The organism is Pseudomonas sp. RC10 (genome assembly GCF_038397775.1).
Lineage (GTDB): Bacteria > Pseudomonadota > Gammaproteobacteria > Pseudomonadales > Pseudomonadaceae > Aquipseudomonas > Aquipseudomonas bambusae.
The window spans coordinates 2,751,745-2,766,609 of the sequence record NZ_CP151650.1 but is presented as its reverse complement, the minus strand read 5'-3'; the positions used below and the strand labels follow the sequence as shown (position 1 = coordinate 2,766,609).

The 14,865-nt window shown below is 65.1% G+C and carries 2 protein-coding genes (1 of these 2 only partly in view); both read right to left on the bottom strand.

The annotated features are described in order from the left end of the window. Positions 1-5,134, bottom strand: the 5' portion of a protein-coding gene (locus AAEO81_RS12775) for a non-ribosomal peptide synthase/polyketide synthase (protein WP_341963972.1). The gene continues 11,036 nt to the left of window position 1, outside the view; only the first 5,134 of its 16,170 coding nucleotides appear in the window; the start codon lies at positions 5,132-5,134; its stop codon lies beyond the left edge, outside the window. Then, positions 5,134-14,865: an amino acid adenylation domain-containing protein gene (locus AAEO81_RS12770; RefSeq protein WP_341963971.1), complete on the bottom strand. Its 9,732-nt coding sequence runs from the start codon at positions 14,863-14,865 to the stop codon at positions 5,134-5,136. Before AAEO81_RS12770 ends, AAEO81_RS12775 begins: the two co-directional genes overlap by 1 nt.

Sequence of the window (14,865 nt, the reverse complement as noted above, 5' to 3'; positions counted from 1 at the left end):
GCGAGGTGTCGGACATCGCCGCTTGAATCACCTCGCCCAGCACTGCCGCGCTGCTCCAGCCATCGAGCAGAATGTGGTGGAACGTCCACACCAGTTTCCACAGCGTGTCGCTCTGGCGCACCAGCAGCACGCGCATCAACGGCGCTTGGTGCAGGTCGAACGGGGTTTCACGCTCGGCGGCCAGTACATCGGACAGCGATCCGGGGCTGCGGCGCAGGTCAAGTTCACGCACTGCCAGCACGGCGTCGCGACGAATCAGCTGGACCGGTTGCTGGCTGCCACTCAGGCGCAGGAACGAGGCGCGCAGGATCGGGTGACGCTGCACCGCCGCCGCCCATGCCGATGTGAAGCGGGCCAGCGGCAGGTGATCGACGTCCAGCGCCACTTGGTTGATGTACAGGTCTCGCGCATCGTCGCCGGACTGCACGGCACTGAGTTCGCTGTGAAACAACAGGCCCTGCTGCATCGGCGTCAGCGGGTACAGCTGTTCGATGTCGCGGGGTGCGACCGGTAGTGCGTCCAGCTGCGCCTGGGTCAACACCAACGCCAGCGCCGGGAAGTCCGACGGGGTCACGGCCGAGTGAGCGCGGCAGTGCTCGATCACTTCGTTCAACGTCACGGCGTAGGCGTCGAGCAGGCGCTGAATCGAGGCGCTGTCGTGACGTTCGCCGCTGTAGCTGCACGTCAGGCTGAACTGGCCGTCGCGCACTTGCGCGTCGAGGGACAGCTCGCAGGCCGACGGCGCGTCGGCGGCCCGTTGGGCGCCGCTGCTTTCGTGGGCCAGAGTGAACAGGCCGCTGCTGTTTTGCACGCGACCCATGTAGTTGAACAGCACGCAGCCTTCCAGCGACGGCAACGCTTCACCACGCAGGTGACGCAGCAGGCCGTAGCCGAGGCCGCCGTGGGGCACGGCACGCAGGGTTTCCTTGGTGTGTTTCAGCGCCGCATCGAGGCTGTCGTGGGCGTGCAGGCTGACCGGGTACAGGCTGGTGAACCAACCCACGGTGCGCGAGGGATCGACGCCCTCGAACAGGTCTTCGCGGCCGTGGCCTTCCAGCGCGATCAAGGCACGGGGTTCGCCGCTCCAGCGTTGCAGGGCGCGGGTCAGTGCGGTCAGCAGCAGGTCGTTGATCTGCGTGCGATAGGCCGCTGGCGCTTCATTGAGCAGCGCGTGGGTTCGGGCGGCGTCCAGTTGCAAGTGTTGCTGCTGCACGACGCTTTGCTGCGCCTTGCCTTGAGGGTTGGCGCACGGCAGTGGCGGCGCCGGTGGCAGGTTGCGCCAATAGTCGGCCTCGGCCAGCACGGCGTCGCTGTAGGCAAAGTCCAGCAAGCGGTTGGCCCAGCGCTGGAACGGCAGGCCCTTCTCCCCCAGATCGATGTCCAACCCCGCCTGGGCCTGGGTGTAGGAGTTGTCCAAGTCTTCCAGCAGCAGGCGCCAGGACACCCCGTCCACCACCAGGTGATGCACCACCAGCAGCAGGCGCTCGCCGCCTTCGGCCAGTTTGAAATGCACGGCGCGCAGCAGTGGGCCGTCCTTGAGGTTGAGGCTGGCCTGGGCTTCGTCACAGGCGTGAGTCAGTTGATCAGCGCTGACTTCGCGCTGCCACAGCAGGCCCTCAGCGTTCTCTTCAACGCGATAGCGTTGCTGCCAGTGGCCGTTGTCCTGTTGCGTGAAGCTCATGCGCAGGGCGTCGTGATGACTGATCAGTGCTTGCAGGGCCTGGGCCAGCGCCGGGGTCTCCAGCGCTTCGGTCGGGGTCAGCAGCAGCGACTGGTTCCAGTGGCTGCGCTGGCGCATTGGTTGCTCGAAAAACCAATGCTGGATCGGCGTGAGCGGAATGTCGCGGTTGTACGCGATGCGCGCCAACGCGGCGGCCTCATCACGATTCACCACCTGCGCGACCTGGGCCAGTTCGGCGATGGTCTGGCGCTCAAACATCTGCCGGGGCGACAGCTGAATGCCGCGCTTCTTGGCGCGGGAGATGATTTGCAGGCTGAGGATCGAATCGCCGCCCAAGGCAAAGAAATTGTCCTGACGGCCGACCTGCTGAACGCCGAGCAGGTCCTGCCACAGCGCCGCCAGTTCGCTTTCGACGCCTTCCAGTGGGGCTTCGAAGGTTCGTTGTTGCAGTTGCGGTTCGGGCAGGGCCTTTCGGTCCAGTTTGCCGTTGGCCGAGAGCGGGAATTTTTCCAGCGTGACAAGGTGCGCCGGGACCATGTAGTCCGGCAGGCGTTTTTTCAGTTGGGTGCGCAGGTGTTCTTCATCGAACGCTTGTGCAACGAGGTAGCCCACGAGTTGCGTACCGGTGGCGAACTGGCGGGCCACGACGACCGCTTCGCTGATCGCCGGATGGTCCAGCAACGCGGCTTCAATCTCGCCAATCTCGACCCGCAGGCCACGCAGTTTGATCTGGTGGTCGAGACGGCCCAGATACTCGACAGCCCCGTCCGCACGCCAGCGCGCCAGGTCGCCGGTGCGGTAAAGACGCTCGCCGTCGCCGAACGGGCTGGCGACGAAACGCTCGGCGGTCAGGCCAGGGCGTTGGTGATAGCCGCGAGCCAGGCCAGCGCCGCCGATATACAGCTCGCCCGGCACGCCGATGGGTTGCGGGTTGAGGCGGCTGTCGAGGATGTGGATTTGCAAGTTGGCAATCGGACGGCCAATCGGCACCGAAGCGCCCGGCTCGTTCACGCAAGTCCAGTGCGTCACGTCGATGGCCGCTTCGGTTGGGCCGTAGAGGTTGAACAGGCCCGCATTGGGCAGGCGTTGAAGAGTTTCCCGCGCCAGATCGGCAGGCAGGGCTTCGCCGGAACAAACGATGCGTTTCAGCGAAGCGCAACCCGATAGATCGTCCTGGGCCATGAACGCGGCTAGCATCGACGGGACGAAGTGCAGTGTTGTGATGTTTTGCTTTTCGATCAAAGCAGTGAGCAGCGCAGGGTCGCGATGATCGCCGGGTTGCGCCATGACCAGCCGCGCACCGACCATCAGCGGCCAGAAGAACTCCCACACCGAGACGTCGAAGCTGAAGGGTGTTTTTTGCAGCACGGCGTCGGAGGCGTCCAAACCGTAGGCGTCCTGCATCCACGCCAGACGATTGAACAGCGCGGCATGGGTGTTGCCCGCGCCCTTCGGCTTTCCGGTCGAGCCGGAGGTGTAAATCATGTAGGCGAGTTGCTCGGGGTGAATCTCCACAACAGGCGCTGTTACTGGTTGATGGTCGAGAGCCAGACGATTCAGATTCAGCACCTGCAAACCTTCCACGGCAGGCAGGTTATCGATCACCGCATCGTGGCTCAGCAACAAGCCAATCCCGGCGTCTTCCAGCATGTAACGCAGGCGATCCACCGGGTACTCAGGGTCCAGCGGCACATAGGCAGCGCCCGCCTTCACCACCGCATACAGCGCAACATCCATTTCCACCGAACGCAACGCCGCCACGCCGACCAGCGATTCACGCCCTACGCCCTGCCCGCGCAGGTAATGGGCAAGCTGATTGGCGCGCTGATCCAGCTGCTGATACGTCAGTACCTGCTCCCCACAGCGCAACGCTTCACGCTCAGGATGCAACCGCGCCAAACGCTCGAACTGACGATGCACGATCCACGATTCAACACCCCAATCCCGCGCCGTATCGTTCACCGCAGTCAGCTGCGCACGGTCCTGAGCATCCAGCAGTTCAACATCACCAATCGCCGCCTCAGGCCGCTCCAGCAACGCCTCTAGCAGCTGCACAAACCGCTGATGCAGTCGCTCGACACTGCCGTGATCAAACAGATCCGTCGCGTAATTCCAGTTACCCGCCAGCTCACCCGCCGCGTTTTCCCACGTGTGCAACGCCAGGTCGAACTGCGCGCTGCCGCTGTCCAGCGGCATCAAGGTTGCGTTCAGGCCGGGCATCAACTGCAGCGCGTCGTCCTGGCGTTGCTGATGGTTGTACAGCACCTGAAACAGCGGGTTGTGGCTCAGGCTGCGCTCGGGCGCCAGCGCGTCCACGAGTTGTTCGAATGGCAAGTCCTGATTGGCCTGCGCGCCTTGGGAGGCCAGGCGAACGTTGTCGATGATCTGGTTGAACGTGGCGTCGGCCGTGACCTCGCCACGGAGGATCTGGGTGTTGACGAAGAAGCCGATCAGCCCCTCGGTTTCAGCGCGCTGACGCCCGGCAATCGGCACGCCGATGCGCAGATCGTTCTGCCCGCTCAAGCGGTGCAGCAGGACCTGATACGCGGCGAGCATCACGGTGAACAGGGTCACGCCGCGCTGTTTCGCCACTTCGCGCATCCGTGCCGAGAGCGCTGCGTCAAAGCTGAGCGGCAGGCGTGCGCCGCGAAAGCTCTGGCGCGCCGGACGCGGGCGGTCGGCGGGCAGTTCCAGCACCGGAGGCTCATCGCCGAGCTGCTGTTTCCAGTAATCGAGCTGACGATCCGCCTCGCCCGCGTCCAGGCAGGCGCGCTGCCACAGCGCGACGTCGGCATAGCTCAAGGGCAACGGCTCAAGGGCGTTGTCGTCACCTTCGAGAGACGCGCGGTAGGCCTGAACGAAGTCCAGCAGCAACACCTGAATCGACCCGCCGTCAGCGATGATGTGGTGCAGGCAGACCAGCAGCACGTGTTCGTCATCGCTCAACGTGACCAGCGCCACCCGCCACAACGGGCCTTCGGTGAGGTCGAACGGGCGCCGGGCGAAGGCATCGGCCAGCGTTTGCAGTTCACCCTCATCGGCGGCGTGAAGCTGTTCGAACGGCATCGGCTGGGACGCCTGAACTACCTGTTCCGGCGTGCCGTCTTCAGCGGTGCCGAACACCGTGCGCAGGCTGGCATGCCGCTGGGCCACGCGGGCAAACGCGGACTGCACGGCGGCCACGTTCAGCGTGCCTTTCAGGCGCAAGGCACCCGGCAAGTGATAGGTGCTGTTGCCGGGTTCCAGCTGTTCGAGGAACCACAACCGCTGCTGGGAGAACGACGTCGGGCTGCGCTCCCCCGCCACGCCCGCCGGAATCGGCAAGGCCGACGCATCCAGCCCCTGCTCGCGCAGCTTGCTGAGAAACACCCGACGCTGCGCGGCGTTGAGGCTGAGAAAGCGGGTGGCGAGGGCCAGCAGCTTGCTTTGCGAAGTCATGCTCGGTTGCGACATCAGTTGCTTTCCTCCAGCTCATTCATGAACTCGTCCAGGGCATCGAGCCGGTCGAGCGTCAGGGTCTGCCCCTGCAAGGTGTCAATCAGGGCCGCCTGCGCGGCGACGGTGGTGGCTTCGAAGGCCTGCGCCAGCGGAATGCTCACCCCGAGGCGCTCGCGGATGCGTGACAACAGACGCGTTGCCAGCAGCGAGTGCCCACCCAATTCAAAGAAGTTGTCGTCGCGCCCCACCCGCTCGATTTTCAGCAAGCCCTGCCAGAGTTCGGCGAGGACTTCCTCGCGCTCGCCTTGTGGCGCTTCGAAATGGCGTTCCTGCACGGTCGGCGCTGGCAGGGCCTTGCGGTCGAGCTTGCCGTTGGCGTTGCGCGGCAGACGCGCCAGCAGCATCACGTGGGCCGGGACCATAAACGCGGGCAGCGCTTGCGCCAGCGCGGTTTTCAGCACGTCGGCGGACAATGCCTGCTCGGCTTCGGCGACCACGTAGGCCACCAGTTGCGGGCCGTGGGGCGTGGGTTGCGCGCTGACCACGGCGTCGCGCACCGACGGCTGGGCCAACAGGACGTTTTCGATTTCCCCCAGCTCAATGCGCTGGCCGCGAATCTTCACCTGGAAGTCGGCACGACCCACGTATTCCAGCGCGCCCTCGGCGTTCCAGCGCGCCAGGTCGCCGCTGCGGTACAGACGCGCCCCCGGTTCACCAAACGGATCGGGCAGAAAGCGCTCGGCGGTGAGGCCAGGGCGCGCCGCATAACCGCGACCGACGCCGACACCGCCGATGTACAGCTCGCCCACCACGCCCGGTGCCGCCAGTTGCAGACTGGAATCCAGCACATACAAGCGGTTGTTGTCGGTGGGGCGACCGATGGGCATGTTGGCCTTGGCAGCAGGCGCGCCGGTGAGGGTGTGCAGCGCCACGTCGTCGGCGCATTCGGCCGGGCCATAGGCGTTGACCAGCGGCACGTTCGGGTAGCGATTGAACCAGCGGGTCGCCAGGTCCACGGTCAGCGCCTCGCCGGTGGGGATCAGCCAACGCAAGGCGTCAAGCTTGTGCGGCGCAACGGCGAGCATGCCGTCGATCACCGCAGGCACGCACTCCAACACGCTGACTTGATTGGCCACCACTTCTTCCAGCAGCCGTTGCGGGTCATGCACCACGGCGTCCGGCAGGATTTCCACGCGACCGCCGAACAGCGGCGCGGTGAGGAATTGCCAGACCGAAATGTCGAACCCGGTGGCAGCGGTTTGAGCAATCACATCGCCCTCGCCCAGACGCAGGTACGGCAACTTCGACATCTGGTTGTTGAGCATGCCGCGCTGGTTGACCATCACCCCTTTCGGCTCGCCGGTGGAGCCGGAGGTGTAGATCACGTAGGCGAGCTGCTCGGCGCTGGCGTAGCGGCCGGGATTGTCGTCGCGGTCGTTGGCCAGCAGGTCTTCGAGGATCAGCAGGCGTGGCGGGGTTTCCATCAGCCCCAGCATCGCCTCGACCTGAGTCAGACAGTCACGGGGCGTCAGCAACACCGGCGCGGCGCTGCTCACCAGCATGCGCGCACTGCGTCCGGCCGGATGACGATCGTCCAGTGCCAGGTACGCGCCACCGGCCTTGAACGCGCCGATGATCATGCTGAGCAACGGCAGGCCACGGGGGGCGAACAGCGCCACCACATCATCGCCCTGCACACCCGCTGCGATCAGGCCGTGACCGATGCGGTTGGCGCTGCGATTGAGCGCGTCGTAGCTCAGGCTCTCGCCTTCGCAGCGCGCCACTTCCCGGGTCGGATGGGCCTGAACCCGCGACTCGAAACGCTCCAGGTAGCTGATGCCGTACCAATGTTTTTGCACCGCGCCTTGGCCCTGTTCCAGCAGTTGCTCGCGCTCGGCCTGTTCCAGCACCTGCAATTGGCTGAGGGTCTGTTGCGGGTTGTCGATCAGCTGTGCGAGCAGGCGACGGAAGTGGCCGACCAGCGTGTTCATGTCGCCATCGTTGAAGTGGCGAGTGTCGTAAGTCAGCTGCAATTGCAGGGACTCGCCGGGCAACAGCACCACGGTCAACGGGTAGTTGGTGTGAGTGCGGTTGGCGAGCGGTTGGATGCGGTATTCGTTCACGGCCTGCTGAACCTCGGCGCCCAACGGAACGTTTTCAAAGACGAACAGGCTGTCGAACAACGGCTGGCCGCGAGGGGTGTCCGCCAGCAACTGAATGTCGGCCAGCGACAAATGTTCGTGTTGACGCATCTCGGCGTTTTGCGCCTGCAACGCGTTGAGCAGGTCCAGCGCCGAGGCGCCCAGACCCGGACGCCGAATGCGCAATGGCAACGTGTTGATGAACAGCCCCAGCGCGCCTTCGATACCTTCCAGGTCGGTCGGACGTCCGGCCACGGTGACGCCGAACACCACCTCGTCGCGGTCACTGTGACGCATCAGCAGCAAAGCCCACGCGGCCTGCACGAAGGTGTTGGCGGTCAGGCGATGCTGGCGGGCCTGATCCGCCAGTCTGGCGGTCTGCGCGTTGCCGAGGGCCAAGGTCACGTCGCGCATCTGCGGCTCACCGTGAGGACTGTGACGGTACGGCAGTGGCGGAACGTCGGTGAACGCGGCCAGCGCCTCGCGCCAGTAATCGCGGCTGACCGCTTCGTCCTGCTCGGCGAGCCAGGCCAGGAAATCCCGATACGGGCGAGCGGCAGGCAAGCTGACGTGGCGCCCTTCAAGAAACGCGCGGTAGTGGGCGAAAAACTCGGTGAGCATCAAACCCCGGCACCAGGCATCGATCAGCGCGTGGTGGTGGCTCTGGACGATGCGGAAATCCGCCGCGCCGAACTTCACCAGACGCAAACGCAGCAGCGGCGCCTTGGCGAAATCGAAACCCTGTTCGCGCTCGGCGCTCAGCACCGCTTCCAGCTCGGCCTCGGCGGCAGCGCGGGACAAATGGCTGAGGTCGATCAGTTGCGCAGGCGATGGCACGCGGCGCATCACTACCTGACGCTGCACGCCGCTTTCCAGCCCGTGGAACGCCGTGCGCAAGGCCGGGTGGCGCTGCACCACCTGCTGCCACGCGTGTTTGAAGGCCTCGAAATCCACCTCGCTGCCGACGGCGTATTGGTCTTGCATCAGGTAGATGCCGTTGCCCCGTTCCAACAGGCTGTGCAGCAAAATCCCTTGCTGCATCGGGGCCAGTGGCAGGATGTCTTCGATCTCTCGCGCTGGAATCGCTAGGGTGTCCAGTTGCGTCTGGGTGAGTCCCGCCAAGGGGAAGTCCGATGGAGTCAGGCCGGCGTTGTGTTCGTCGCTGCAATGGGCGATCAGTTGCACCAGTTGATCGCGGTACAGCGCCACCAGTTGCTCGATGGTTTCGCGACTGAAACGCTCGCGACTGAAGGTCCAGTCCAGGTGTAACTGGCCGCCGCGCACCTGACCGTCGATGGCCAAAGCGTTGGCCAGTGGGCCTTGCGGATCGCGCAGGTGTTGGAGGGTTTGGCTCGACAGCGAGAACAGCGCGTCCCCGGAATCAGCAAAACTGTCGTCAAAACGACCGAGGTAATTGAAGGTCACGCCCTGCCCCACCAGCTCCGGCAAATCGGCACCGGCGAGGTATTTAAGGACGCCGTAACCAAGGCCTTTTTCCGGCACGGCACGCACCGCTTCCTTGACCGATTTGAGCGTGGCAATGGCGTCGTCATCCGCCTCCAGCGCGACCGGGTACAGGCTGGTGAACCAGCCGACGCTGCGGCTCAGGTCCAGCGCGTTGCCGTTTTCAAAGACGTCTTCACGGCCATGGCCTTCGAGGCTGATGACATGACGCCGACGCCCGCTCCACTGCCACAACGCTTGAGACAGCGCCGCCAACAGCAGGTCGTCGATGCGGGTGCGATACGCCGCCGGGGCTTCGCTGAGCAGGCGGCGGGTGTCCTGTGCATCGAGGGTCAGACTGACCGTGTCACCCGCGCCGATCAGGCCGTGAACCGAGGTGTCGCCCGGCAGGCAGGCGTCGGCCGCTGACAGCCCCTGCCAATGGGGCAATTGCGCGGCCAGTTCGGGGCTGCGCGCCAAATCGTGCAAGGACTGCGACCAGCGTTGGAAGCTCGCGGTTTTCTCGGCCAGCGCGACCGATTGCCCCGCCAACAAGCGGCTGTAGGCGTGTTGCAGGTCTTCCAGCAGCACGCGCCACGACACGCCGTCCACCGCCAGGTGATGGATGGCGATCAGCAGCCGCCCCTCACCCGACGGCAAGCGCGCATGGACCACGCGCAGCAGCGGACCGGTCTCAATGTTGAAACTGCGCTGGGCTTCGTCGCTGAGGGACGCGAGGTCTTCTTCGCGGCTCAGTTCGCAGGTCCATAGCAATCGCTCGGCGGTTTCGGTCTCGCGATAACGCTGCTGCCATTGGCCGTCGCCGCCCTGATGGAAGCTCAGGCGCAGGCTGTCGTGGTGCACCAACAGCACGGCCAACGCTTGCTGCAAGACGCTAACGTCCAGTGCGTTCGGCAGGTTCAGCAACAGTGACTGGTTCCAGTGGGAACGCTGCGCAACGGGCAAGGCAAAGAAACGCGCCTGAATCGGGGTCAGCGCGAAATCACGGGGCATTATCGGCGCAGACACGGGGGCAGCGACCGGTTTGGCGTCGGCCAGCACCGCCACTTGGGCCAGCTCGGCGATGGTCTGTTTTTCGAACAGTTGCTTGGGCGTCAGGCGAATGCCCTGGCGGCGGGCGCGGGCGATGATTTGCAGGCTGAGAATCGAGTCGCCGCCGAGGGTGAAGAAGTTATCGTGACGGCCAACCGCCTCAACGTTGAGCGCTTTTTCCCACAGTGCGGCCAACGTGGCTTCGACGCCATCGTGGGGGGCTTCGAAAGTCTGGGACACCGTCTGCGGCGAAGGCAGCGCGGCGTGATCGAGCTTGCCGTTGGCCGTGATCGGGAAGGCTTCCAGCGTCAGCACGTGGCTCGGCACCATGTAATCCGGTAAGCATTCGGACAACTGAGCACGCAGGGCTTCGCCGTCGACGTGCGCACCCTTGGCGATCAAGGCATAGGCGATCAATTGGCCCCGGTCGTTGACCCGCACGTGGGCATCGCGCAGGCCGTCCAGCTGACGCAGGCGCTGGGCGATTTCACCCAAGGCCACGCGGTAGCCACGGACCTTGACCTGATCGTCGGCGCGCCCGAGGAATTGAATCTGCCCGTTGGCCAACAGTCGCGCCCGGTCGCCGCTGCGGTATAGGCGACGGCCATGGCCGCTCGGGTCGGGAATGAACACGGCGGCGGTCATGGCCGGTCGGTCGTGATACCCCCGCGCCAGGCCCGGTCCGCCGACGTACAGCTCGCCGATGTCGCCTTGCACCACCGGTTCTAGATGCTCGTTGAGAATCAGCGCAGTGGCGTTGGGCAGCGGACGGCCAATGGGGGCGCTGTCGCTTGTATTCTGGATGTCGGCCAGTTCGTTACTCAGCACGCCGACCGTGGTTTCAGTCGGGCCGTAGTGGTTGATGACACGGCACGCCGGTTTCAAGCGTTTGACCTGCGCCACCAGCTCCCACGGCAAGGCATCGCCGCCGAGAATCAACGCCTGCTCCGGCAGCACGTCGGCAGGATTGGCTGCTTGCAGCAGGCCGCTCAAATGGGTCGGCACGATTTTCAGCACCCCCACTTTATTGGCCGCCATGTACGCGGCAAAGCGGTCGGCGTCAGTGGTGCGTTCCGGGCTGATCAAGTGCAGCGTGCGCGCCGAACACAGGGCGCCGAACAGCACGGTGTGACCGAGGTCGGCGCCCACGGTGGAGACCATGGCCATGCTCGCATCAGCGTCCAATGACAGACGCGACAGCAGGCCCTGCACGTAATCGGCCAGCGCGCCGTGGCTGATGACCACGCCCTTCGGGGTTCCGCTGGTGCCGGAGGTGTAGATCAGGTACGCGGCTTGCTCAGGGTGCAGCGGCAGACTCAGCGCCGTCGCGGATTGTGTACGCCATGCAGCAGTCGCCTCAACGCCGATGACCTCACCGCTGAAATCCGCAGGGGGCGCTCCATCGCGGATCAGCCAACGAGCGCCGCTGTCAGCCAACACGAACGCCTGGCGCTCGGTCGGCCATTTCGGGTCCAGCGGCACGTAGGCGGCGCCGGTCTTGAGGATCGCCAGCACACCGACGACGAACTCCACCGAGCGTTCCAGCAGCAGGCCGACGCGACTTTCCGCGCCCACACCGGAAGCGCGCAGGTGCTGGGCGAGTCGATTGGCGTCAGCGTCGGCAGTGGCGAAATCGATGCCGTGATCTTCACCCTGCAATGCTAGCGTTTGAGGCTGCGCGCTGACACTGGCATTCCACAGCGTCAGCACGTTGGTGGCAGGGAATGACACGGACTCCGCGATCAGCCGCGACGGCACAGCAGAAACCTTCAGGTCTGCCAGTCGCGCGTTGGGGTCTGCCACGACTTGCGCGCAGAGGCGCAGCAAATCGGCGGCAAAACCAGCGATGCGCGGTTCGTCGAACAGGTCGCAGGCGTAGGTGAAAACCGCCTGGATACCCTCGGCGCTGTCGGTGATGTCCAGCCCCAGGTCAAAGTGCGCGGAGAAGTCATCCAGCTGGTTGACGTCCATGCGCATGCCGCCCATTTCCAGGTTCTGCGGCAGCGGGAATTGCTGGGTGAATTTCACTTGGCACAGCGGGTTGTGGCTGAGGCTGCGGGACACGCCCAGCGCTTCCACCAGTTGGTCGAACGGCAAATCCTGATGGTTCTGGGCACCCAACGCGGTGTGTTTGACTGCGTCGATCAACGTGCTGAACGAGTGCAGCGGCGAGACGTCGGTGCGCAGCACCAGCGTGTTGACGAACAGCCCGATCAGGCCCTCGGCTTCGGTGCAGGTCCGCCCTGCCACGGGCACGCCGACGCGCAGGTCGGTCTGGCTGCTGTAGCGCTGCAACAGGCTTTTGTAGGCCGCGAGCATGACCATGAACAGCGTCGCGCCGTGAGCGCTGGCAAGGTCGCGCAAGCCCTGGCTCAGCGCACTGTCGAACGCGAGGGCATAGCGGGCGCCACGGTGACTTTGTTGCGCAGGGCGTGGACGGTCCGCTGGCAAGGTGAGCACCGGCTGGGTGTCCCCCAGACGCTCGCGCCAGTAGGCCAGTTGCCGCTCGCCTTCGCCCCCGGCCAGACGCTGGCGTTGCCAGGCGGCAAAGTCGGCGTATTGAATCGGCAGCGGCGCCAGCGCTGGAATCTGCCCTGACGCATGGGCGCTGTAGAGCGCTGCGAAGTCCTTGAGGATGACCTGCACTGACCAGCCGTCAGCGATGATGTGATGCAGCACCAGCACCAGTTGCTGCTGACCGGGGGCCAGCTGCACGTTGAGCACGCGCCACAACGGTCCGGTCTGCAAGTCCATCGGGTGCTCGACGGCAGCCTTGGCCAGTTCGCCCAGGGCTTCGAGGGGTTGCGCGTGCAGGCTCAAATCGTGCGGCTCGATGACCACCGGCTGGGCAGCGTGGATGCGCTGCACCAGCACTTCGTTGGCATTGATGGCGAAGGTGGTGCGCAGGCTTTCGTGACGCGCCACCAGGTCATCGAAACTGCGTTGCAAGGCGACGTCGTCGATGGCGCCGCTCAGGCTCAATTGACCACACAGGTGATAGGCGCTGCTGTCCGGTTCCAATTGCGCGAGGAACCACAAACGTTGCTGGGCGAACGACTGCTCAGGCGCGGTATCGCGGGAAACGCGTGGCACGGCGGGCGCACGTTCGGCGCTGCGGTTCTGGCTGGCGACATGGGCGCTGAACGCGCCGAGGGTCGGGTGTTCGAACAGGTGCGCGGGCTCCAGCTTCAGGCCCAGCTCGCCGTTGAGGCGCGACAGCACCTGCACCACGCCGACCGAATCGCCGCCACGGGCGAAGAAATGGTCGGCCGCTTTCAGGTCATCCTTGCCCAGCACTTCCTGCCATGCGGCGACCACTTCGGGCAACAGCGAGACGTCATCCACCGGCTCGCCCTCGACGTCCAGCAGACGACCGTCCTGCCAGACCGCGAAGCTGTCGAGGCTGCCGTTCTGCCAGCCGACGCGGCAGGCGGAGCGTTGCAATTTGCCGCTGGTGGTGCGCGGCAAGGCGCCGGGTTCCAGCAGCACGATGACCTTTGGTGCCACGAGAAACAGTTCCGACACGGCATCGCGCACGGCGTCGCAGATCATCTGCGGCTGCATCAGGCGGCGCACGTTGCGGCTGATTTCCAGCGCCAGGCCGACGCCTTCCGCGCCCTGCTCATCGGTGACCGGGAACGCGGCGATGCGTCCGCGACGCAGCAGCTCGACGCTTTTTTCCAGTGACTGTTCGATGTCCTGCGGGTAAAGGTTCTGGCCGTTGAGGATGATCAGATCCTTGAGACGACCGGTGATGAACAGCTCGCCGCCACTGGCGATGCCAAGGTCGCCGCTGCGAAGCCAGCGCTGGCCGCCCTCCTGCACAAAAGTCTGCGCGGTGGCCTCGGGGTTCTGCCAGTAGCCTTCGGCAACGCTGGGGCCGCCGATCCAGATTTCGCCGACCTGCCCCTCCGGCAAAACGGCCTGACTGGCGGGGTCGACAATGCGCAGCCCATGGTCGTCGCTGCACCAGCCGCAACCGGGCAAACGACTCGTCGCGTTCTGGTGGGCGAACAGCGCTTCGTCGGCATCACCCGCAGCGAGCTGACTGCCGTCGAACCGCTTGATGCCGAAGGGCACGGCACGGTGGGCAGCGCTGACGAACAACGTCGCTTCGGCGAGGCCATAACTTGGGGTCAGGGCGCGGCGGTCGAAACCGGCGGCCGCGAAGTGCTCGCTGAAGGCGTCCAGCGTGGCGATGCGAATCGGCTCGGAGCCGGAAAACGCCAGGCTCCAGTTATCCAGCTTGAGGCCCTTCACCGCGCTCGGTTTGACCCGCTCGACGCACAAGCGATACGCGAAATCCGGGCCGCCGGAGAAGGTGCCGTTGTATTCGCTCATCACTTCCAGCCAGCGCGCCGGACGGCCAAGGAAATAATTCGGCGACATCAGCGTCAGGGTGCCGCCGTAGTACAGCGGCAGCAGCAGGCCGCACATCAGGCCCATGTCGTGGTAGAGCGGCAGCCAGCTCACCCAGCTTTCGGTGGAGGCGTCGGTGACGAAGTGCCGGGCCATGGCGACTTCGTTGGCCATGAGGTTGTTGTGGGAGACCATCACGCCTTTCGGTGCGCTGGTGGACCCCGAGGTGTATTGCAAAAAGGCGAGCGACGAAGTGTCGATCAACGAGGGCTGGAACGTGCCTTGCCCACCGTCGATGTCTTCAATGGCGATGAAGCGTCCGCCCGCGGGCATGAACGGTTGCAACAGGTGTTGGAATTTGTCGAGGTCTTCACGACGGCCCAAAACCACGCCCGGCGCCGCGTCCTGAAGGATGCCGGTCAGCCGGTCCAGGTGCGTCTGGCGGTTGTACTCCGGCGCGAACGCGGGCACGGCGATGACTTTCGCGTACAGGCAACCGAGAAAGGCCGCCGCGTAATCGGCGCCGGTGGGCAGGATCAGCACGCAGCGTTCACCGCCCTGCGCCCCCAACTGATGCTGCAACACACCGGCCACCGCGCGGGCCTGGCGGTCCAGCTCGGCATAGGTGGTCAGCAGCGGCGCCTGGTCTTCATGGACGATGTGTCGAAGGGCAATCCGGTCCGGCTGGCGCTGCGCATACAAGCCCACCAGTTCGGGAAAATGCGCGGCCTGATCTCGTATGGATGTCAT

Bases quoted from the DNA above. Each gene is read 5' to 3' on its own strand.
- AAEO81_RS12770 (WP_341963971.1), bottom strand. From the start codon at position 14,865: ATGACATCCATACGAGATCAGGCCGCGCATTTTCCCGAACTGGTGGGC.